Below are 19,176 nucleotides of genomic sequence, written 5' to 3'. Positions count from 1 at the left end.
CGCGCCAGGGGCTCAGCCGCCCTTGGCCTTGCAGAGATCGCTCACCAGCTTCTGCTCGTAGTCGCGCTGCGGGTCATCCCAGGTTTTCCACTGGCCGGATTGTCCTGTGGCGTTCACCTTGCGGGCGCCGCAGTTGATGGCGAGGTAGAGCGGCTCCCCCTCGCTGTTGAGGGTGGGGGCCACATAGCTGCCCCCCATGGGCTGCCAGTTGGCCCAGTCCACCTGCAGGGGGCCATAGCTGCGCCAGTCATGGTTACCGTCCGTGGCGCCGCTGGCTGGGGAGGCGGACGTGGCGGCCGCCGTGGCGGTGGGCTTGCCGATGGTGCGGCTGGCCACGGTCGTCACCCCCGCGGCGGTGCCGGCCACGGCCGGTGTGGCGGCCCGGACCGTACCCCGGGGAGTGGTCTGTCCCAGACCGCGGGTGGCCAGGGTGAGGCGGCTCGGCCTGGGCTCGGGCTTCGGTGCGGCCTTGGGCTCGGGCTTCGGCTCAGGTTCGGCACTGGTCTGGGTTGCCGCGGCGGAGGGGGCCGGCTGGGCAGGCTGGGTCGCGGCTGCCGCGGTGGGGGTGCGTTCCGCGCTGGGGGCCGGCTTTTCGGCATCCCGATCGGCCGGCGCCTGGGCCACCGCGGCCCTGGTGGCTTCGGGCCTGGTGGCGGCCGCGGTTGTGGTGCTGCTGGGTTGGGGGGTGCTGGTGGGCGTCGCCGCAGGAGCCGGGGCGGCCTGGGCAGCGGCGGCAGGCACCGGTTTGGGAGCGGGTTTCGGTTCGGGCTTGGGCGCCGTTTGAGCCGCGGTCTTGGACGCCGGTTGGGCCGTGGTCTTGGGTGCTGGTTGAGCCGTGGTCTTGGCAGGAGGCGTTCCCACCAGTTTCAGCCGGGTTCCGGCATGCAGCAGGTCGGGGTTCTCGAGGCCGTTCAGGGCGACCAGCCGATCGACCGTCGTACCGTAGCGGTCGGCGATGGAGCCGAGGCTTTCACCGGGGCTCACCACGTGTGCCGTGGCGCTGGCGGCTGAACGGGCTGGAGCCGCCGTGCCGCCGGGCCGCGATGGAATCCGCAGCCTGGAGCCGGCCAGCACCAGGTCGGGGTTGCTCAGGGCGTTGATCTGGATCAACCGTTCCGGGGTGGTGCCGAAGCGGGCGGCGATGTCGGAGAGGGTCTCGCCGCTTTGCACGGTGTAGGGCGCGGTGGGTGTCGCCCGGGCTGGAGATCCAGCCGCGGCGCTGCTGCGACTGCGGCCGGGAACCGCCAGCCGCTGGCCCACCATCACCAGATCGGCATTGCCGAGGCCGTTGGCCTGCATGAGCTGGCTCATGCTGACCCCTTCCCGCTCGGCGATTTCGGAGAGGGTTTCGCCCGGCTTCACGGTGACACTGCCGCTGGCCGTGCGGCTGCCGTTGCTCCGGGCCACACCGCCGGGGATCACCAGGTTCTGGCCCACCACGACGAGATCGGGGTTGGTGATGCCGTTGGCCTGCATCAGGCGGCTGAGGCTGACGCCATGCCGTTCGGCGATCTCCGAAAGGGTCTCGCCCGGGCGGACCACCACCTGGGCGTGAACGGGGGTCGGTGCCAGGGACGGGAGCGGCAAGGCCACCGCCAGGGCCAGGGCTGCAAGGGCGCGGCGCATGGGCGGTCCAGAGAGCTGCCGCCAAGGTAAGGGGTGCATCTGCCGCGATCCAGCCCCCGCGGCCGTCGGATCGGATTCAGCCCAGCAGCCGCTTCACCAGGCCGAGCTTGCCGGCATAGGGCGGGTAGCGAAACGGCAGGTCGAGCCAGAAGGGCCGGCTCAGCACGCTGCGCGGGTGGGAGAAGGTGTCGAAGCCTGCCCGGCCGTGGTAGCGGCCCAGGCCGCTCTCCCCCACCCCGCCGAAGGGCAGGGCGGTGACCCCGGCCTGCATCACCACGTCGTTGACGCAGACACTGCCGGAACTGGTGGCCGCCAGCACCCGCTCCCGCGCGGCGGCGGAGCGGCTGAAGAGGTAGAGGGCCAGGGGCTTGGGACGGGAGCGCACCTGGCGCAGGGCCTCCTCCAGATCCGGCACCGTGAGCACCGGCAACAGCGGCCCGAACAGCTCCTCCTCCATCAGCGGATCCTCCGGATCCTCGACGGCCAGGAGGGTGGGGGCGATCCGGCGCCGCTGGGAATCATGCTGGCCGCCGTGCAGGATCTGGCCCCGCTGGCGGGCGCCTTCGAGCAGCGCCGCCAGGCGGGCGTACTGGGCGTCGTTGACGATGCTGCCCAGGTCCGGCGACAGCAGTGGATCAGCTCCGTAGAAGCGTGTCAGCTCCCTGGCGAGGCCCTCCACCAGCGCGTCGCGGACCGGGCCTTCCACCAGCAGGTGGTCCGGGGCGATGCAGGTCTGACCCGCGTTGAGGCCCTTGCCCCAGGCCAGCCGCCGGGCCGTGACCGCCAGGTCGGCATCCGCCAGCACGATGGCGGGGCTCTTGCCGCCCAGTTCCAGGGTCACGGGCGTGAGGTGCCGGGCCGCCGCCGCCATCACCAGCCGCCCCACCCGGCTGCCGCCGGTGAACAGGATGTGATCGAAGCGCTGCTCCAGCAGGGACGCGGCCGTGGCCCCGTCCCCGGTCACCACCTGCACCACCGCGGCGGGGAAGTGGTCGGCCACGGCCGCCGCCAGCAGGGCCGCCGTGCGGGGGGCATGCTCGGACGGTTTGAGCACCACGGTGTTCCCCGCGGCCAGGGCACTCACCAGGGGGTGCAGACACAGCTGGGCCGGATAGTTCCAGGGGCCGATGATCAGCACGCAGCCGAGGGGCTCCGGCTGCACCCAGGCCCGTCCGGGGCGCAGCGGCGGATCCAGGGGTACCGGCGCCGCCGCCATCCAGCGGCGCAGATTCCTGCGGGTGTGGCGCAGCTCCTGGCGCACGGCCACCAGCTCGAACTGGGCCTCCAGGGCGGGTTTGCCCAGATCGGCGGCCAGGGCCTCGCGAAGGGCCTGCTCCTGGCTGTCGAGCAGTCGCTCCAGCCGCCCGAGCTGCTCGAGCCGCCAGTCCCGGGAGCGGGTGGCGCCTGCGCTCACAGGTTCACGCATCACCGCGATCGGCACGCTGAGCAGCGAGCTCGGGGCGGCGGCCGGGCTGTCCACGGTCATGGGGCGCGAAGCTGACGGGAAATCAGTCTCACGGATCCGGTGGGGCGGCTGCGTTCCCCGGTCACGGGTTCCCGGGCCTCTGCCGCAGAGCCTGAGCCTCAGGGCCGCGGACTGATCACCGCAAAGAAGGGATCGCCGTGGCCGCCCAGCCAGCCCAGCGGCCCGGGAGAGCGGGTGGCTTCGGCGATCAGCTCCGGCTGCCCCCAGCCCTGGGCGAGCAGCACCCGGGCCACGTAGGCCAGGTGGTCGCGATCGCCGCCGTCGGTCCAGATCTGCGGTGCCTTCTGGAAGAACATCCGGTTGGAGAAGGCCACGATCACCTGCCCGCGGGGGCGCACCACCCGCAGCAGCTCGGCGGCCACCGCTTCGGGCTGCTGCAGGTACTGCCAGCCGGCCACGATCAGGGCGGCATCCACGCTGGCCGTGTCCAGGGGGAGGCGCTGGTCCTGGTTCAGGTTCTGCACCCAGTGGCTGTCGAGGCGCGGATTGGCCTCCAGTTCCCGTCCGTTGAGGCCGTGGCCGATCACCCTGTCGTAGTGGATGTCCTCGGGCAGGTGGCTCACCCAGCTGCTCATCAGGTCGAGCACCGTGGCGCAGGGGGGGATCCGCTCGCGGTAGAGCTGGGTGAGCCGGCCGCGAAAGGCTGCATCCAGATGCTGCACCAAGCGCGGTTCGGCGTAGAAGAGGGCGTCGTCGCCCCCATCGAGCTTGAAGCGCTCCGCCTCGTTGAGCACCGGCACCACCGGTGCCTGCGCGGGCCCGGATCCATCCGGCAGGACCATGGGGGACGCGGCGCAGCTGGCTGCAGTGTGGCGCGGCGAACGGCACGGGTGCGGCTCTGACTTGTCCAACCTCGAACTGACGCCATGCGCAACCTCGCGCTGCCCCCACCCCCAGGCTCAGCCGCGGGGTGATGCCCGGAGATGCAGAAGAGAAGAGCCCTTGACGAGACTTGAACTCGTGACCTCTCCCTTACCAAGGGAGTGCTCTACCGCTGAGCTACAAGGGCGTGTGGTGGATGGGCCGGGTTGGATTTGAACCAACGTAGGCAGAGCCAGCGGATTTACAGTCCGCCCCCATTAACCACTCGGGCACCGACCCGAACCACACCGCACGAACTTACCAGCCGACCAACCCGGCCCTTCCAACACCCCTCGATGCAGCTGCTTGCCCTTCACGGCCCCAACCTGAATCTGCTGGGTCTGCGCGAGCCCGGCCTCTACGGCAGCACCACGCTGGAGCAGATCAACGGGGCCCTGGCCGAGCGCGCGGCCGCCCTCGGTGTGGGTCTCGACTGCTTCCAGAGCAACCACGAAGGCGCCCTGGTGGATCGGATCCACGAGGCGCGCGGCCAGGTGGACGGCATCCTGATCAATGCGGCCGCCTACACCCACACCTCGGTGGCGATCCGTGATGCCCTGCTGGCGGTGGCCATCCCCTTCGTGGAGGTTCACCTGAGCAACGTTTACGCCCGCGAACCCTTCCGCCATCACTCCCACCTGGCCGACAAGGCGGTGGGGATCATCAGCGGTTTCGGGCCCGGCAGCTACCGTCTCGCCCTCGAGGGCCTGGTGGCCCATCTGCGCGCGCTCCAGCTATGACCCTCTCCGCTTTGGCGGCGCCCGGGAGCGCCGTTGCCCGCATCCGCTGGCTGGCCGCCCCCAGCAGCGAGGCCTGGCTGGAGCAGGCGCTCGCCCATCCGGAGCTGCTGCTGATCGACCATGCCCACTGCGAGCGCAAGGCGGCCGGGGCGGCTCTGCAGCTCATGTTCCGCTACCCCGGCGACGCCGCTCTGGCGGCCGTGCTCAGCCCCCTGGCCCGGGAGGAGCTGGAGCATTTCGAGCAGCTGCTGGCCCTGCTGGAGCGCCGGGGGATCGGCCTGCGTCCGCTGGAGGCCCCTCCCTACGGCGCCGAACTGGTCCGGGCCGTGCGGCGCGAGGAGCCTCAGCGCATGCTCGACAGCTTCCTGGTGGCGGGGCTGATCGAGGCCCGCAGCCATGAGCGCATGGCCCTGCTGGCGGAGCACAGCCCTGACCCCGAACTCCAGGCGCTCTATGGCGCGCTGCTGGCCAGTGAAGCCCGCCATTTCGGCCTCTACTGGGTGCTCTGTGAGCAGCGCTGGCCCCGGGTCCGGGTGCAGGAGCGGCTGCAGCAGCTGGCGACTCTGGAGGCCTCGCTCCTGGCCAGCCTTCATCCCAAGCCGCGCATGCACAGCTGAACCCTCAGCCGGCCGCGGCGGTGAGGGCATCCAGCAGGGGGTAGCGCTCCGCGATCGGGTCGCCGGTGAAGGTGGCCACCCAGCCCTCCGGATTGTCGAAGAAGCGCAGGGCACAGAAGCGGGGCTCGGGGCCCATGTCGAACCAGTGGCGGGTGCCTGCCGGCACGGCGATCCAGTCGCCGGCCTCACACAGCACCTGCAGCACCTCCTCGCCGATGTGCAGGCAGAAGAGCCCGCAGCCCTCCACGAAGAAGCGCACCTCGTCTTCGCTGTGGGTGTGCTCCGCCAGGAACTTGCGGCGCAGCGCCTGCCGCTCCGGGTGGTCGGGCCCGAGCCGGATCGCATCCACGGTGGGGTAGGCGCCGCCCTCCTGCACCCGCGCCACCTCGGCGGCGTAGGCCGAGAGGATGGCGCTCTGGTCGGCACCGGCCTCGAGGCGGGCCCGGGCCGGCCACTGCTGGAAGCGGATGCCGCGGGCGGCCAGCTCGGCGGCGATGCGCTGCGGATCGCTGCTGCGCAGCAGCGGTTCGTGACCGTCCTGCGGGGTGGCAGGGTGCCGGTAGAGGACCAACAACGTCATGGCGTCCGCGCCGCTTGCGCCAACCTTAGAAACGGCCCCGCCCGGGCTCGTGCTGGTGGGGGTGGGCCCGGGCGATCCGGAGCTGCTCACGGTGGCGGCGGTGCGGGCCCTGCGGGCCGCGGCGGTGGTGGCCTACCCGGTGGCCCGGCAGGGCGGCGAGGGCATGGCCGCCGCCATCGCCGCCCCCTGGCTGGGGGAGCACCAGCGCCGTCTGCCGCTGGTGTTTCCGATGGTGGCCGAGGCCGCTCCGCGCCTGGCCGCCTGGCGGGCGGCGGCCGACGCCCTGGCTGCGGAGGTGGCCGCCGGCCGGGGGGTGGTGCTGTTGTGCGAGGGGGATGTGTCGCTGTTCGCCAGCAGCAGCTACGTGCTGCTGGCCCTGCGCCGCCGCCACCCCGCCTGCCCGGTGCGGCTCATTCCCGGGGTCACGGCGGTGGCCGCGGCGGCGGCGGCCGGCGCCTGGCCGCTGGCGCTGCAGCAGGAGGGGCTGCTGATCCGCCCCACCCCTGAAACGGAGGCCGAGCTGGAGGCCCTGCTGGCGGCCTCGGCGGCCTCGGCCACGGTGCTGGCCCTGCTCAAGCTGGGCCAGCGCTGGCGCTGGGTGCGGCCGCTGCTGGAGCGGCGCGGCCTGCTGCAGCAGGCCCTCTTCGCCCAGCGGGTGGGCTGGCCCGATGAGCGGCTGGCGCCGGCCGCAGAGCTGCCGGCGGCGGAGCAGCCCTACTTCTCGCTGCTGCTGATCCGCCAGGGCTGGCCGGCGGTGCTGCCGTAGGCCCGCTCCAGCAGCGTCAGGGCCTCCGCCGGGGTGGGGGCCCGCATCAGGGCATGGCGCAGCTGCGGCGCTCCGGGGAAGCCGGTGCAGGTCCAGCCCATGTGCTTGCGGGCGATCAGCAGGCCGTGGTCCCCCTTGGCGGCCACCAGCGCCTGCAGCTGCTCGGCCGCCAGGGCGATGCGCTCGGCCGCCCCTGGGGTGGGCGGGACCGGCCGGCCGCTGAGGGCGGCGTCGATCTGGCCCACCAGCCACGGGGCCCCCATCGTGCCCCGTCCAACCATCAGCCCGTCGGCGCCGGTGGCCGCCAGGCAGTGCAGGGCCTCTTCCGGTGTGTTCACATCACCGTTGGCGATCACCGGAATGGTGAGGGCCTGTTTCACGGCGGCGATCGCGCCCCAGTCGGCCCGGCCCTTGAAGCCCTGCTCGCGGGTGCGCCCGTGCAGGGTGAGCAGCTGGGCGCCGGCCTCCTGCAGCTGGCGGCACCAGCTGATCGGGTCGGCGTCGCTGCCGCACCAGCCCAGGCGGGTCTTCACCGTCACCGGGATGGCCACGGCCGCCGCCACCGCCTCCACGATGCGGCGCGCCAGCTCGGGGTCGCGGATCAGGCCGCTGCCGCCGCCCTTGCGGGCGATCTTCCTCACCGGGCAGCCCATGTTGATGTCGATCAGGAAGGCGCCGGCGGCCTCGGCGCGGCGGGCGGCGTCGGCCATGGCGGCGGGGCGGTGGTCGAACAGCTGCACCCCGATCGGGCCGCTCTCGCTGGCGAGTTCCTCCACCTTCTGCAGGCCGTGGCCCAGCTCCAGGCTGGTGGCGTTCACCATCTCGGTGAACAGCAGGGCATCGGGGGCCCAGCGCCGCACCAGGCCCCGGAAGATGCGGTCGCTCACCCCGGCCAGGGGCGACTGCAGCACCCGGCAGCGCAGGAAGCGCGTGTGGATAGTGCCGATCCGCAACAGCTCTGTCACCATCCCCGAATCCATACCCAATTTGCACGCACTCCCATCAAAGCTTGCGGCCCAGCCTGACCCCGATGCCGGTTCAGCCCTCGCTGATCCGGCACTGGAGTGCAAGCTTTCCCCGGTTCGTGAGGCCTGAAGGCTATCTGCCGCTGGGTTGGGCTGAATCAGCGGGACGGCCAACTTCGGCCTACTCAGCCAGTCACGGCCATGCTTCACCTCGCTTCCGCTGTGTTCAGCCGAACATGTGGCCCTGTTGGCCCTCTGCAGAGCACCTCGGAGCCGGGCAATAGCCCCCTGATGTGCTCGCCAGACCCTTTCGGGGGAGTGTCAAGTGGTCTTTGGGGGCCTGAGGGCGCTATGGCGCAAGGGGTGGCTGCGTCGGTGTGGCTCAAGCTCCAGGGAAGAGACAGCTACATCAGTGAGCTGAGAAAACCTCCGCACTGGCTGGTGACTTGACTTGATGCCACCTCAACTGAATTCCAGGCAGCCTTGAAAGCTGTTTCTTCGGCCAGGCAAGACGCTGGGGGTGGTCCAAAGGGCCCCTCACCTTCAGTGGTTGGAGGATTCTCAGCAAGACACCTGATCCAAGCTCTGCTGGCATCGCGCAATTGCTTGAATGCTTGTGCTAATTGGAAGACCGCACGCTTGCAATCCTGTCCCGAAGGAGACCATTGAGGTGAAATTTCTAATCTGGCTAAAGAGGCTGATAGCGCGACGGTGGTTGCAAGGCGATCGAGTTCTTCTCGCGCTTGTTTTCTGTAGGCCTGGCTGGCGATAAATTCGCTTGTTGATGCCAGCAGCCCCAGTTGGGCTGACGTGCCAAGGGAGATGGTTAATGCCGTGCGGTAGAGGGAAAAAGCATCTGATTCCAAATTCTTGCTTTGCCCAGGCGAAGGATGACGGCCTTCTCCACTAAGAGTGGCGAGGAGAAAAGAAGAGTCTTTCTCTAGTCTTTCTGCCAAAGCGAAGCCCGTGGCGGGAAACAAGAAGGAGCTTTCCAGCAGTTTTTGATACCCGCTTTTGAGATCAAGCACTGTGATGCTGGTAATTTCTGTCTCAGGATAGACTCGGTGCCTAGGGGGTTATCCGCGCGGCGTGATCTTTGGCAATATGAAGAATTTTATTGCGTCTCCGGGTGGCTTGCCTCGATTGGGGTCCTGATTGAAGCTTTCATTCGCTCCCAGGATGTTTGGCAGTGGTGGTGGTGTTCGCTCTTGTTCCCGTATTCCCTGAAGGCCTTCGCTCTCTCCTCGCGCTCGCTTCCGCTGAGGCCCCTGGAGCTTTCCCGGTAGCCAGCATGAAGACACTTGCATCTGAGCTTGCCCTCAGGTTGAGGTGATCCGGTCTGCCTTCCGGGAGCCCCCGTTGCCGCTCCTGACCGTTGTCCTCCAGTTCCAACAGGGGTGGCGTACGTCCTTCTCGCTCGGTACGGGTCATCTTCCCCTTCCGGTCCACCACCCGTGGCCTGCGCGTCAGGGGGGACATGGCCGCAGTTGAACGCCACCGGAAAGGCGCTGACTGATCGCCGTGGGATACCGATGGCATGGTTGCGCTGATCGATCGCCCTCTTGTTGTTGCGGCATCGAGTGACTCGCAATCATTGGGGCTGATTCTGGGATGAGGCCGTGCTCCCCCCTGCCACTTCCGCCCAAGCCGCCCCCGGGGCCGGGCCCTGGCCCCTCAGCCGGGCGCTGCTGGAGGCGGTGCTGGCCGATCGCCTCAGCGACCGGTTCGTGTGTGAGCTGATCTGGCCGCGCCTGGGGTACGCGCCCGATGGTTCCGGCACCTGGAGCGCGGGCCCGGCCACGGAGGCCAGCTGGCGGGAGTCGTTCCCGAGCGAGCCGCAGTTCATCGCCGAGCGCCCCGCCAGCGTGGCGCTCACCCGCTCGATCCCCAAGCCCCTCAAGCAGCTGCTCAAGGAGCAGCTGGGCTTCGCGGGCTACCGGATCGGCGGCCTCTATCCCCGCCGCACCCGCCGCGCCACCGCCGTGAACTGGCTGCTGGCCCACCTGGCCACACGGGGCGAGCCGCTGCCGGAGCAGGGCCCGCTGCCGGAGCTGTTGCCCGAGCCCGCCGATCCGGTGGCCGGCCATCCCGGCGACCTGCCGATCAGCTGATCAGCCGATCCGCTGACCTGCTCCCAGAAGGCCTCTCTGTAGGGTCAAGACACGACAGTTGTTGCGATAACTCCTTTGGCCTACCCGGTCGTCGCCATCATCGGCCGCCCCAACGTGGGCAAATCCACCCTGGTCAATCGTCTGTGCCGCAGCCGCGAGGCGATCGTGCACGACCAGCCCGGCGTGACCCGGGACCGCACCTACCAGGAGGGCTTCTGGGGCGACCGTACCTTCCGCGTGGTGGACACCGGTGGGCTGGTGTTCGACGACGACAGTGAATTCCTGCCCGAGATCCGCGAGCAGGCCAACCTGGCCCTGGCGGAGGCCTCGGTGGCCCTGGTGATCGTGGACGGCCAGCAGGGCTGCACCGCCGCCGACGAGGCGATCGCCGTCTGGCTGCGGGGCCACAACGTGCCGGTGCTGCTGGCGGTGAACAAGTGCGAGTCGCCCGAGGCCGGCCTGGCCATGGCGGCGGAGTTCTGGGGGCTGGGCCTGGGGGAGCCCCATCCGATCTCGGCCATCCACGGCGCCGGCACCGGCGATCTGCTCGATCAGGTGATCGCCCACCTGCCGCCCACCCAGGAGGAGGAGGGGGAGGAGCCGATCCAGCTGGCGATCATCGGCCGCCCCAACGTGGGGAAATCCAGCCTGCTCAATGCGGTGTGCGGTGAGAACCGGGCGATCGTGAGCCCGATCCGCGGCACCACCCGCGACACGATCGACACCACGATCGAGCGGGAGGGCAAGACCTGGAAGCTGCTGGACACCGCCGGCATCCGCCGCCGCCGCTCGGTGAACTACGGCCCGGAGTTCTTCGGCATCAACCGCAGCTTCAAGGCGATCGAGCGCAGCGACGTGTGCGTGCTGGTGATCGATGCTCTCGACGGCGTCACCGAGCAGGACCAGCGCCTCGCCGGCCGCATCGAGGAGGACGGCCGCGCCTGCGTGGTGGTGGTGAACAAATGGGATGCCATTGAAAAGGACAGCCACACCATGCCGGCCATGGAGAAGGAACTCCGGGCCAAGCTCTACTTCCTCGACTGGGCGCCGATGCTGTTCACCTCGGCCCTGAGCGGCCAGCGGGTGCAGGCCATCTTCCCCCTGGCGCTGCTGGCGGTGGAGCAGCACCGCCGCCGGGTCACCACCTCGGTGGTGAATGAGGTGCTCACGGAGGCCCTCAGCTGGCGCACCCCGCCCACCAGCCGTGGTGGCCGTCAGGGCCGCCTCTACTACGGCACCCAGGTGGCGGTGCGTCCCCCCAGCTTCACCCTGTTCGTGAACGACCCCAAGCTGTTCGGCGACACCTACCGGCGCTATGTGGAGCGCCAGATCCGGGAGGGGCTGGGCTTCGAGGGCACGCCGATCAAGCTGTTCTGGCGGGGCAAGCAGCAGCGCGATGCCGAGCGCGACTTCGCCCGCCAGCAGAATCGCGGCCGCTGAGCACCCTGCCGGTGGACATCCTGCGCCAGATGCCGATCGGCCAGTTCGTGGCCGAGGACCCCGGGGCGGCCCGCCGCAGCTGGCTGCGGGCCCTGGATCCCCGCCTGAAGTTCGCCTGGACGGTGGCCTTCCTGGTCACGCCGATCCTGGCCGGCCCGATCTGGCGGCTGGCCCTGGTGGGGGTGCTGCTGCTGATCACCGCCGTGTGCGGCCTGCCCTGGCGGCTGTGGCGCCGCAGCCTGCCCCTGCTGGTCCTGTTGGCCCTGCTGGTGGGAGGCCTGGCCGCGGTGCTGCCCGCCGGCAGCGTGGCGCCGGCCCCCCTGGAGCGTCCCCCCGCGGAGGTGCGGCTGGTGGCCGGCTCGCCGCTGGAGGCCCCGGCCGAGCGCTCAGGCCTGGCCTGGGAGCTGGTGCGCTGGGGGCCGGTGTCCCTGGGCCCCGTGGAGCTGGGGCCGCTGGTGATCAGCCGCCGCTCGGCGGAACTGGGCCTGAACGGCGCCACCCTGCTGTTCACCCTGGTGCACAGCGCCAACCTGCTGCTGCTGAGCACGCCCCCCGAGCAGCTGGTGTGGTCGTTCAGCTGGGTGCTGGCGCCCCTGGCCCGCCTGGGCTGGCCCGTGGAGCGGCTGGGCTTCACCCTGTTGCTCGCCCTGCGCTTCCTGCCGCTGGTGCAGGAGGAGCTGCAGAACCTGCTGCGGGCCCTGGCCACCCGGGCGGTGAACCTGCGGCGCCTGGGCCTGCGCACCTCGCTGGGCCTGGTGCTGGTGGTGGGGGAGCGTCTGCTGGCCAACCTGCTGCTGCGCGCCGAACAGGGGGCTGAAGCCCTGCTGGCCCGTGGCGGCACCTGGCAGACGGCGGCGCAACTGCACCGCCCGGGGCCACCCTGCCGGCTCGGCAATGGGGTGGCCGCCGTGGGGCTGGCGATCCTGCTGGTGCTCCGTTGGAAAGTCGGTGCTCTTTAATACCCCACAGATCCCGCGGCTGAGTGACGACCGAGCGCTACCTCAACCACCCCACCTTCGGGATGCTCTACAGGGTCGCCCCTGTGGCGGAGGGGCGCGATCTGTACGCCACGCTGTATGCCCAGCGCATCTTCTTCGTGGTGACCCTGCAGCCCAGGGGTGCCAGCTTCGAGGTGGTGCCCCTGATGGATGCCCGCCACTACGCCGAGCAGAACCTGGCCCGGGTGCGGCGTGAGGGGCCTGAGGCCCAGGCCCACTGGCGACAGCTCTTTGACCAGACCTTCATCTGATTCCGCGGCCCCAAAGGCCCCAGCCCAGGAGCCTGAGGCCCCAGCCCAGGAGAACGGGGCCCTGGCGGCCCGGTTCCAGGCCATCCGGGCCGAGCTGCCGCCCTCCTGCCGGCTGCTGGCGGTGAGCAAGGGGCAGCCCGCTGCCGCCATCCGCGCTGCCGTGGCCACAGGGCAGCGGAGCTTCGGGGAGAGCCGGCTGCAGGAGGCCATGGCCAAGCAGGAGGCCATGGCCAAGCCAGGCAGCAGGAGGCGCTGGCCGATCTGGCGCCGCTCGACTGGCACTTCATCGGCAGGCTGCAGGCCAACAAGGCCCGGGGGGTGCTGCGCCGCTTCGGCACGATCCATTCGGTGGACAGCCTGGCCCTGGCCCAGCGCCTGGCCCGCATCGCCGCCGAGGAGGGGCTCAGCCCGGCGGTGCTGTTCCAGGTGAAGTTCCGCTCCGACCCCGCCAAGACAGGATTCGAGCCCGAGGAGCTGCGGGCCGGGTGGGCCACGCTCTCCAACCTGCCCGCCCTGCGTCCCGTGGGGCTGATGACCATCGCGCCCATGGGCCTGGTGGCCAGCGAGCGCCTGGCGCTGTTCCAGGCGTGTGCCGCGCTGGCCACGGCCCTGGGTCTCCCGGAGCGCTCGATGGGCATGAGCGGCGACTGGCCCGAGGCGGTGGCCGCGGGCAGCACCTGGGTGCGGCTGGGCAGCAGCCTGTTTGGTGACCGCCCATCCCAAAATCTTGCGATCCCTGACGTGGGACGCTATTCAGGTTGAAAGCACCCCAAGAGGATCGCTCCGTGTCGTTGTTCTCCCGCCTGCGTGCCGTCGTCTCCGGCGATGACTACCTTGACGGCGACTACGACGAGGAGCTGGATTACGCCGGTGAGGAGGTTCAGGAGCCTGCCCCGCCCACCAGTCGCAGCAGTGCCCTGGCCCTCACCTCAGACTTCTCCACGGACGACCCGTTCGCGGGCACGAACGTGATCGGCATGCCCGGGCTCTCCTCCTCAGTCGCGGAGGTGACCCTGATGGAGCCGCGCAGCTTCGATGAGATGCCCCGGGCGATCCAGGCGCTGCGCGAGCGCAAGACCGTGATCCTCAACCTCACCATGATGGAGCCCGACCAGGCCCAGCGGGCGGTGGATTTCGTGGCGGGCGGCACCTTCGCCATCGATGGCCACCAGGAGCGGGTGGGGGAGAGCATCTTCCTGTTCGCGCCCAGCTGTGTCACGGTCACCACCGCCGGCGGGGAGGAGATGTCATCGCCCACCACGGTGTCGCGGGATCTGGGCCATGAGCAGGAGGCCGCCCCGTCTCCCGCCTGGGGTCGTCAGGACACCGCGATCTGAGCGTCTCCTCCCTGACCACCCCCTCCCCCGCAGGCACGGCCGTGCTGGCCTCGTTCGGTGTGATCGGTCTGGGGCGCATGGCCCAGGCCCTTCTCCTGCCCCTGATCCAGGCCGGACTGGTGGACCCCTCAGGCGTGCAGGCCGTGGTGGCGAGCCGTGCCTCGGCGGAGCGGCTGACGGCGGAGCACGGCCTGGCCGTGGGCACCGATCCCAGGGCTGCCTGGATGGCGCCCGTGGTGCTGCTGGCGGTGAAGCCCCAGCAGCTGGAGGCCGTGGCGGCGGCGGCTCCGGCAGGTCATACGGGCCTGCTGGTTTCGGTGCTGGCCGGTGTGCCCGTGGCGCGGCTGCAGCGCCTGTTCCCCGGCTGGCGCTGTGTGCGCGCCGTGCCCAACACGCCGTCTCTGGTGGGGCAGGGCCTCACCGGTCTCAGCTTCGCTCCGGAGGTCACCGAAGCCGACGCGGCTCTGGTGCAGCAGCTGTTCGCCCGGGTGGGTGAGGTGCACCGGCTGCCGGAACCCCAGCTGGATGCCTTCCTGGCGCTCACCTCCTCCGGCCCCGCCTTCGTGGCCCTGGTGGCCGAGGCGATGGCCGATGGGGCCGTGGCGGCCGGCCTGCCGCGGTTGCTGGCCCAGCACCTGGCCCATCGCACCCTGGCGGGCAGCGCGGCTCTGCTCCAGGAGCAGGCTCTCCACCCGGGCCAGCTCAAGGACATGGTGAGTTCCCCCGCGGGCACCACGATCGCCGGCCTGCGTCAGCTGGAGCGTGCCGGCCTGCGCTCCGCTCTGCTGGAGGCTGTGCTGGCCGCGGCCGAACGCAGCCGCGAACTCGGCGCAGATCGCGCCCCCTAGGAGCCGTCCGCCTTCCTGCCCAGCCGGGGTTCGGTGCCGGCCAGCAGCCGCCCCAGGTTGCTGCGGTGGCGCCAGATCACCAGAACGCTGGTGAGCAGTGCCAGCACCAGGTAGGGCCAGCGCACGCCCGTCCCCTGGCCCTGGAACCAGCCCAGCATCAGCAGCGGCAGGGCCACCGCGCCCAGCACGCTGGAGAGCGACACGATGCGGCTGAGGGTGAGGGCGGTGAGGAACACCCCGAAACAGGCCAGCCCCACCGGCCAGGCCAGGCCGAGCAGCATGCCGAGGGCGGTGGCCACGGCCTTGCCGCCGCGCCAGCCCAGCCACACCGGCCAGGTGTGGCCCGCCAGGGCGGCCAGGCCGGCGGCCACCACCCCGCTGTCGATCGTCCAGCCCCGGGGATCCAGGGGAACCCCCAGCGGCTCCAGCACTGTCTTGGCCAGCAGCACGGCGGCGGTGCCCTTGAGCACGTCCACCAGAAACACGGCCAGGGCCGGGCCCTTGCCCACCACCCGCAGCACGTTGGTGGCGCCGGTGGAGCCTGACCCCTCCTGGCGGATGTCCAGGCCCCCGCACCAGCGACCCGCCAGATAGCCGCTGGGGATGGAGCCGAGCAGGTAGCCCGCCAGCAGCACGGGCAGCACCAGGGGAAGCAGCATGGCGAGAGGGTGGATCAGGAGAAGCGGATCAGGAGAAGCGGATCAGGAGAAGCGGATCAGTAGAGCTCTTCGTCGTCGATCAGTTCCCCCGGCCCCGGCGCGAAGGCCAGCCAGAGGGGGAACTGGAGGATCGGGATGTCCACCACCTGTTCGGCGGCGTCCACCACGATGAAGGGAAGCTCGCCCCGTTCCTCCAGCCGGTCGGCCCGCTCGATCAGGGCATCGGGCCGCTCGAAGAGCACGATGCCACTGGTGGGGCCGAAGTCTTCCCGCTCCAGCCCGAGACTGTCCTGCAGGATGCGGCGCCACTCGCCGAGGCGCTCCGGTTGGCTGGCCAGCACCAGGGTCTGGAAGCGGTCGCCGTAGAGCTCCCCGAGGATCGCCACCGCGGCTGCGGTGAGGAGGGCGTTGCGGCTGCGGCTGCCGCTGCTGGGCTGGGCCCCGCGGCCACCCTGCTCGAGAAACCAGCTGTCCAGGCTCGCGGCGGCGGCCGCCTCCAGGCTGCGGCGCAGCTTCCAGGGATCGGCGTAGAAGTCGGGCTGGCCCTGGAAGGCCGCCAGCCGCTCCCGGATCAGGGCCTCATCGGCGCTGAACAGCCCGGCGGCGGCCACCGGCTGGGGCGGGGCTGGGGCATCGCCCGCCGGCGGGGCCGCCACATCCAGGGCCGAGGGGGCCACGAGCACCTGCTGGGGCACCAGATCCACCTGCTCGGCCGCCACCGCCAGGTCCTGAAGGGCACCCACCAGGTAGTCCTGGAAGCCCTTGAGGCGCCGCGCCACGGCATCGGCCTGGCCGGCGAAGCTGCTGCTGATCTCGCGGTTGATCTGATCCCGGCGGGCCTCCAGCTGCCTGATCTCCTCCTCCAGTTCGGTTCTCTGCTGGCGCAGCTCCGTGAGGGCCAGCTGCTGCCAGCTGGTTGGCGGCTCCTCGCCAGGGGGGCGTGGGGGAGTGCCGGCCGGGTCGCCGCCAGGCACGCCGGTGTCGGGAGAGGGGGCCGGCTGGGGTGTGGGCTCGTCAGGCATCGGGGGCAGGCAGGTGGCTCAGATGACGGTCGAGTTGCTGGCGCAGGGCCTTGGCATCAAACAACAGCGGCAGCAGGTGGGGGCTCTGCTCTTCGCGGAAATAGAACACCACCGGCAGTCCGGGCCAGAACAGTCTCCAGCTCTTCCAGGCGCTGTAGGGGAACCGGCGGAGCAGGGTGGACTGCCGCCACACCACCAGGGCCTCGTCCTGGAATTCCAGCCGCAGCAGGGCGGTCTGGATCACCAGGAACAGCCCCAGCAGGCTCACCACCAGGCAGAGCCAGAGGGCTCCGCTCCAGACGGGCACCAATGCCAGGCAGGCCAGGCCGAGCGCCACCACGGCGAGCGCCACGCCGTAGTGGGCCGGCAGGGTGCCGGGGGAGCTGCCGGAGGCTGGGGCAGGGGACGGAGTGGGAGGCGGGGTCATGGCGGCGGGCAGCGGTGGGAGGGTCAACCGAACAGCAGCTTGGTGAGCAGGGCGTCCATCAGCGCCACGGTGACGAGGATCATCACCACGGCGCCGGTGGTGCTGGTGCCCACCTCCTTGGGGCCGCCCCGGGTGGTGAGGCCCCAGCCGCAGGCGATCACGGCGATCTGCAGGCCGAACACCAGGGCCTTCACCAGCATCAGGGGCAGATCATCCGGCTGCATCCAGGTGCGCACCGAGGTCCAGAACACGCTGGGGGGGATGTTGTACAGCAGGGAGCTGCTCAGCTGGCCTGACCAGATCCCCACCCCGAAGAACAGCAGGCACTGCACAGGCGCCATCACCACCATCGCCAGCACCCGCGGCACCACGAGGTACTGCACAGGATCGGTGCGCAGCATCGTGATCGCGTCGATCTGCTCCGTCACCTTCATCGTGCCGAGCTGGGCGGCGTAGGCGGTGGCCACCTTGCCGGTGAGCAGGGTGGCGGTGAGTAGGGGGGCGATCTCCCGCGAGAGGCCCAGGGCGAGGAGGCCCCCCACCGCGGCGTTGGCGCCCTGCTTGGAGAGCTCGGCCACCACCTGGATGTTGAACACGGTGCCGGCCGCCAGGGCCGTGATCACCACGATCAGGAAACTGCCGGGGCCAGCCTCCAGCAGCTCCTGCATCAGGTCGTTGAAGCCGATGCGGCCGCGGGCGATGGCGCTCACCGCCTGGCCGCCGATCATGCAGCTCACCCCCAGCCGCCGCAGCCAGCGGGGCAGCCGCAGGGGGCGGAGCAGCAGGAAGGAGCGACTCATGCGGCCCGGGGCAGACGGCGGGGCCAGTGGCGCATCACCACCAGCCCGAGCACCACCAGCACCGCCGGGATCAGCCCCATGCACAGCCGGATCGTCACCAGGGCGCTGGCGGGCTGTCCAGCGTTGGGGAGGGCTTCGTCGTAGCCGCTGGCGGTGAGCAGCACACCGAGCAGGGTGATCACCAGGCTGATGCACACCTTCTGGGCCAGCACCATCCAGGCGCTGTACTGCCCGGCCGGTTTTTCCGGGTCGGCATCGATGGCATCCGGCAGCAGCGACCAGGGGATCAGGTAGGCCGTGGAGGCGCCGATGCCGGCGATCACGATCGTGCCCAGCAGCAGCAGCAGCCTGATGGCATTGCCGGGCCAGGCGAAGGCCTCCATCGAGCTGTCCAGGGGCTGGAGCAGCATCACGCTGAGGCAGGCAGCGATCCACAGACCGCCGCCCCAGCGCAGGGCCGCCAGCCGGCCGCGGCGGTGGGACACCGCGGTCCAGAGCCAGAGGCCGCCCAGCGAACTGACCAGAAACGGCAGCAGGATCAGCTTGCTGATGCTTTCGGGCACCTCCATGACCACCGGCAGAAAGAACAGGGACACCGCCTGCATCAGCTGCAGGGAGCACCAGAGCAGGAGATAGAGGCCCAGCACCATGCCGAAGCGGCCGTTCCGCACCACCCGGCGCAACAGCCGCCGGGTGGTGCCGGTGGACCGTTCCGGGCGCTGGCACTGGCGGGCGGCGGGGATCAGCCCCCAGCCGCACAGGAGGGCGGAGGCGGTGATGATCAGCCCGGCCACCAGCCCCACGGGCAGGTAGCTGCTGGCATCACTGAGGTCGCGCACCAGCACGCCCGCCAGCAGGGCCGCCGTCACGGTGGCCAGGATCGATCCGGTGAAGCGGGCCGTGTTGAGCCGGGTGCGCAGGGAGACATCGGTGCTGAGCTCCGCCGCCAGAGCCGTGTACGGCAGGTTGACGCAGGTGTAGAGGCTGTTGGCCACCACCGAGACCAGCAAGAAGATGGTGAACTTGGTCCACAGGCTCTGCCACGGGGGCAGCCACCACATGGCCGCCATCGCCACCCCGAGCGGGGCGGCGCTCCAGAGGATCCAGGGCAGCCGCGGCCCCCAGGGGCTGCTGGTCTTGTCGCTCAGCCAGCCCACGATCGGGTCGTTGATGGCGTCCCAGAGGCGCCCCAGCCCGTAGGCCAGCCCGGCCAGCCAGGGGGGCAGGCCGGCCGCCACATAGAACCGCAGCAGGTAGAAGCCGATCAGGGAGGCCCCCATGCCGGTGCCGACGTCCCCCAGGCCGTAGGCCCAGAGCAGTCGCTGGCGTGGGCCGCCGCGCAGGTCGGCGGCATCTGTGAGGGGCGCCGATGCCGGAGGCGCTTCGCGGGCGGTGGTCGCCAAGGGCGTGGGGAGCGTTCCGGACGCAGGCCATAATGGCCGAGCCCTCAGGCCGCGGAGCCCCCAGCCGCCGAGCCCGAGGACTCACGCCAGTACGTGTGTACTGATGCGGGCGTAGTTTAGTGGTAAAACCTCAGCCTTCCAAGCTGATGATGCGGGTTCGATTCCCGCCGCCCGCTTCACGGAGCAAAGCTCTCAGAGAGCCACTTCTCAGGGAGCGACTACAGAGCACCGGGCTTCAG

At 70.6% G+C, this 19,176-nt stretch carries 21 protein-coding genes and 3 tRNA genes; 11 read left to right on the top strand and 13 right to left on the bottom strand.

Translation table 11 applies throughout. The features are described from left to right. Positions 1 to 12: 12 nt before the first annotated feature. The 5 genes from CBM981_RS07990 to CBM981_RS07970 all read right to left on the bottom strand — a co-directional run bounded on the left by CBM981_RS07990 (position 13) and on the right by CBM981_RS07970 (position 4,213). On the bottom strand, positions 13 to 1,626 hold the full coding sequence (locus tag CBM981_RS07990; protein WP_197686646.1) for a LysM peptidoglycan-binding domain-containing protein: 1,614 nt from the start codon (positions 1,624 to 1,626) through the stop codon (positions 13 to 15). 76 nt (positions 1,627 to 1,702) lie between these two features. Further along, entirely contained in the window at positions 1,703 to 3,112 is a 1,410-nt protein-coding gene (locus CBM981_RS07985; protein WP_087067983.1) for an aldehyde dehydrogenase family protein, read from the bottom strand. 98 nt (positions 3,113 to 3,210) lie between these two features. Next, positions 3,211 to 3,894 carry a class I SAM-dependent methyltransferase gene (locus CBM981_RS07980; RefSeq protein ID WP_087067982.1) on the bottom strand — a complete coding sequence of 228 codons (684 nt, stop codon included), beginning with the start codon at positions 3,892 to 3,894 and terminating at the stop codon, positions 3,211 to 3,213. A 155-nt stretch (positions 3,895 to 4,049) separates the two neighbouring features. After that, positions 4,050 to 4,121 (bottom strand) — tRNA-Thr (locus CBM981_RS07975). Positions 4,122 to 4,131: 10 nt separating this feature from the next. Continuing rightward, positions 4,132 to 4,213: transfer RNA gene (locus tag CBM981_RS07970), tRNA-Tyr, on the bottom strand. Positions 4,214 to 4,269: 56 nt separating this feature from the next. Here CBM981_RS07970 and aroQ point away from each other — a divergent pair. Both aroQ and CBM981_RS07960 read left to right on the top strand, forming a co-directional pair. Beyond that, positions 4,270 to 4,713, top strand: a complete 444-nt coding sequence (aroQ, locus tag CBM981_RS07965; RefSeq protein WP_087067981.1) for a type II 3-dehydroquinate dehydratase — start codon at positions 4,270 to 4,272, stop codon at positions 4,711 to 4,713. Continuing rightward, positions 4,710 to 5,330 (top strand): tRNA-(ms[2]io[6]A)-hydroxylase, encoded by a 621-nt coding sequence (locus tag CBM981_RS07960; RefSeq protein WP_087067980.1) that lies wholly within the window; start codon positions 4,710 to 4,712, stop codon positions 5,328 to 5,330. The genes aroQ and CBM981_RS07960 overlap by 4 nt, the downstream gene beginning before the upstream one ends. Before the next feature lie 4 nt (positions 5,331 to 5,334). Here the strand turns inward: CBM981_RS07960 and CBM981_RS07955 are convergent, their stop codons facing one another. Continuing rightward, on the bottom strand, positions 5,335 to 5,910 hold the full coding sequence (locus CBM981_RS07955) for an acireductone dioxygenase (protein WP_087067979.1): 576 nt from the start codon (positions 5,908 to 5,910) through the stop codon (positions 5,335 to 5,337). Here CBM981_RS07955 and cobI point away from each other — a divergent pair. After that, complete coding sequence (gene cobI, locus CBM981_RS07950; RefSeq protein ID WP_087067978.1) at positions 5,909 to 6,676, top strand: precorrin-2 C(20)-methyltransferase; 768 nt, start codon at positions 5,909 to 5,911, stop codon at positions 6,674 to 6,676. The two genes, CBM981_RS07955 and cobI, sit on opposite strands and share 2 nt — an antisense overlap. Here cobI and dusB read toward each other — a convergent pair. Both dusB and CBM981_RS15310 read right to left on the bottom strand, forming a co-directional pair. Next, complete coding sequence (dusB, locus tag CBM981_RS07945; RefSeq protein WP_087069284.1) at positions 6,625 to 7,644, bottom strand: tRNA dihydrouridine synthase DusB; 1,020 nt, start codon at positions 7,642 to 7,644, stop codon at positions 6,625 to 6,627. The two genes, cobI and dusB, sit on opposite strands and share 52 nt — an antisense overlap. 401 nt (positions 7,645 to 8,045) lie before the next feature. Beyond that, positions 8,046 to 8,669, bottom strand: a complete 624-nt coding sequence (locus CBM981_RS15310; RefSeq protein ID WP_157665380.1) for a hypothetical protein — start codon at positions 8,667 to 8,669, stop codon at positions 8,046 to 8,048. 591 nt (positions 8,670 to 9,260) lie between these two features. Here CBM981_RS15310 and CBM981_RS07940 point away from each other — a divergent pair. The 7 genes from CBM981_RS07940 (at position 9,261) to proC (ending at position 14,626) form a co-directional block, all read left to right on the top strand. Next, a complete protein-coding gene (locus CBM981_RS07940; protein WP_087067977.1) occupies positions 9,261 to 9,752 on the top strand; it encodes a DUF1823 family protein in 492 nt (163 codons plus the stop codon). Between the two features lie 75 nt (positions 9,753 to 9,827). Continuing rightward, positions 9,828 to 11,192, top strand: a complete 1,365-nt coding sequence (gene der, locus CBM981_RS07935) for a ribosome biogenesis GTPase Der (protein WP_087067976.1) — start codon at positions 9,828 to 9,830, stop codon at positions 11,190 to 11,192. An 11-nt stretch (positions 11,193 to 11,203) separates the two neighbouring features. Further along, positions 11,204 to 12,151 (top strand): CbiQ family ECF transporter T component, encoded by a 948-nt coding sequence (locus CBM981_RS07930; protein ID WP_087067975.1) that lies wholly within the window; start codon positions 11,204 to 11,206, stop codon positions 12,149 to 12,151. Between the two features lie 23 nt (positions 12,152 to 12,174). Further along, positions 12,175 to 12,441: a PipX family protein gene (locus CBM981_RS07925; RefSeq protein WP_087067974.1), complete on the top strand. Its 267-nt coding sequence runs from the start codon at positions 12,175 to 12,177 to the stop codon at positions 12,439 to 12,441. A gap of 252 nt (positions 12,442 to 12,693) precedes the next feature. Next, a complete protein-coding gene (locus CBM981_RS07920) occupies positions 12,694 to 13,203 on the top strand; it encodes a YggS family pyridoxal phosphate-dependent enzyme (RefSeq protein ID WP_369801692.1) in 510 nt (169 codons plus the stop codon). 23 nt (positions 13,204 to 13,226) lie between these two features. Then, positions 13,227 to 13,778, top strand: a complete 552-nt coding sequence (locus CBM981_RS07915) for a cell division protein SepF (RefSeq protein WP_087067973.1) — start codon at positions 13,227 to 13,229, stop codon at positions 13,776 to 13,778. A gap of 41 nt (positions 13,779 to 13,819) precedes the next feature. Next, complete coding sequence (gene proC / locus CBM981_RS07910) at positions 13,820 to 14,626, top strand: pyrroline-5-carboxylate reductase (protein ID WP_087067972.1); 807 nt, start codon at positions 13,820 to 13,822, stop codon at positions 14,624 to 14,626. Here proC and plsY read toward each other — a convergent pair. The 5 genes from plsY to CBM981_RS07885 are packed head-to-tail and all read right to left on the bottom strand — an operon-like array spanning position 14,623 to position 18,937. Further along, positions 14,623 to 15,285: a glycerol-3-phosphate 1-O-acyltransferase PlsY gene (plsY, locus tag CBM981_RS07905; RefSeq protein ID WP_087067971.1), complete on the bottom strand. Its 663-nt coding sequence runs from the start codon at positions 15,283 to 15,285 to the stop codon at positions 14,623 to 14,625. The two genes, proC and plsY, sit on opposite strands and share 4 nt — an antisense overlap. Before the next feature lie 56 nt (positions 15,286 to 15,341). Then, positions 15,342 to 16,307: a DUF3086 domain-containing protein gene (locus CBM981_RS07900; protein WP_087067970.1), complete on the bottom strand. Its 966-nt coding sequence runs from the start codon at positions 16,305 to 16,307 to the stop codon at positions 15,342 to 15,344. Continuing rightward, positions 16,300 to 16,734, bottom strand: a complete 435-nt coding sequence (locus CBM981_RS07895) for a DUF3119 family protein (RefSeq protein WP_087067969.1) — start codon at positions 16,732 to 16,734, stop codon at positions 16,300 to 16,302. The genes CBM981_RS07900 and CBM981_RS07895 overlap by 8 nt, the downstream gene beginning before the upstream one ends. A 23-nt stretch (positions 16,735 to 16,757) precedes the next feature. After that, positions 16,758 to 17,504 (bottom strand): ABC transporter permease, encoded by a 747-nt coding sequence (locus tag CBM981_RS07890; RefSeq protein ID WP_087069283.1) that lies wholly within the window; start codon positions 17,502 to 17,504, stop codon positions 16,758 to 16,760. Between the two features lie 26 nt (positions 17,505 to 17,530). Beyond that, on the bottom strand, positions 17,531 to 18,937 hold the full coding sequence (locus tag CBM981_RS07885) for an MFS transporter (RefSeq protein WP_225867307.1): 1,407 nt from the start codon (positions 18,935 to 18,937) through the stop codon (positions 17,531 to 17,533). Positions 18,938 to 19,042: 105 nt separating this feature from the next. Here CBM981_RS07885 and CBM981_RS07880 point away from each other — a divergent pair. Then, positions 19,043 to 19,113: transfer RNA gene (locus tag CBM981_RS07880), tRNA-Gly, on the top strand. The last annotated feature ends 63 nt before the right edge of the window (positions 19,114 to 19,176 follow it).

The sequence above is a fragment of the Cyanobium sp. NIES-981 genome, from assembly GCF_900088535.1.
Lineage (GTDB): Bacteria > Cyanobacteriota > Cyanobacteriia > PCC-6307 > Cyanobiaceae > NIES-981.
The sequence above is the reverse complement of the archived record's forward strand: the minus strand, read 5'-3'. Positions and strand labels throughout refer to the sequence as shown.

Coding starts and splice junctions, on each gene's coding strand:
- CBM981_RS07980 (WP_087067982.1), bottom strand. CDS start 3,894: ATGGTCCTGCCGGATGGATCCGGGCCCGCGCAGGCACCGGTGGTGCCG.
- CBM981_RS07990 (WP_197686646.1), bottom strand. CDS start 1,626: ATGCGCCGCGCCCTTGCAGCCCTGGCCCTGGCGGTGGCCTTGCCGCTC.
- cobI (WP_087067978.1), top strand. CDS start 5,909: ATGGCGTCCGCGCCGCTTGCGCCAACCTTAGAAACGGCCCCGCCCGGG.
- dusB (WP_087069284.1), bottom strand. CDS start 7,644: ATGGTGACAGAGCTGTTGCGGATCGGCACTATCCACACGCGCTTCCTG.
- CBM981_RS07895 (WP_087067969.1), bottom strand. CDS start 16,734: ATGACCCCGCCTCCCACTCCGTCCCCTGCCCCAGCCTCCGGCAGCTCC.
- CBM981_RS07985 (WP_087067983.1), bottom strand. CDS start 3,112: ATGACCGTGGACAGCCCGGCCGCCGCCCCGAGCTCGCTGCTCAGCGTG.
- plsY (WP_087067971.1), bottom strand. CDS start 15,285: ATGCTGCTTCCCCTGGTGCTGCCCGTGCTGCTGGCGGGCTACCTGCTC.
- CBM981_RS07960 (WP_087067980.1), top strand. CDS start 4,710: ATGACCCTCTCCGCTTTGGCGGCGCCCGGGAGCGCCGTTGCCCGCATC.
- CBM981_RS07955 (WP_087067979.1), bottom strand. CDS start 5,910: ATGACGTTGTTGGTCCTCTACCGGCACCCTGCCACCCCGCAGGACGGT.
- aroQ (WP_087067981.1), top strand. CDS start 4,270: ATGCAGCTGCTTGCCCTTCACGGCCCCAACCTGAATCTGCTGGGTCTG.
- CBM981_RS07900 (WP_087067970.1), bottom strand. CDS start 16,307: ATGCCTGACGAGCCCACACCCCAGCCGGCCCCCTCTCCCGACACCGGC.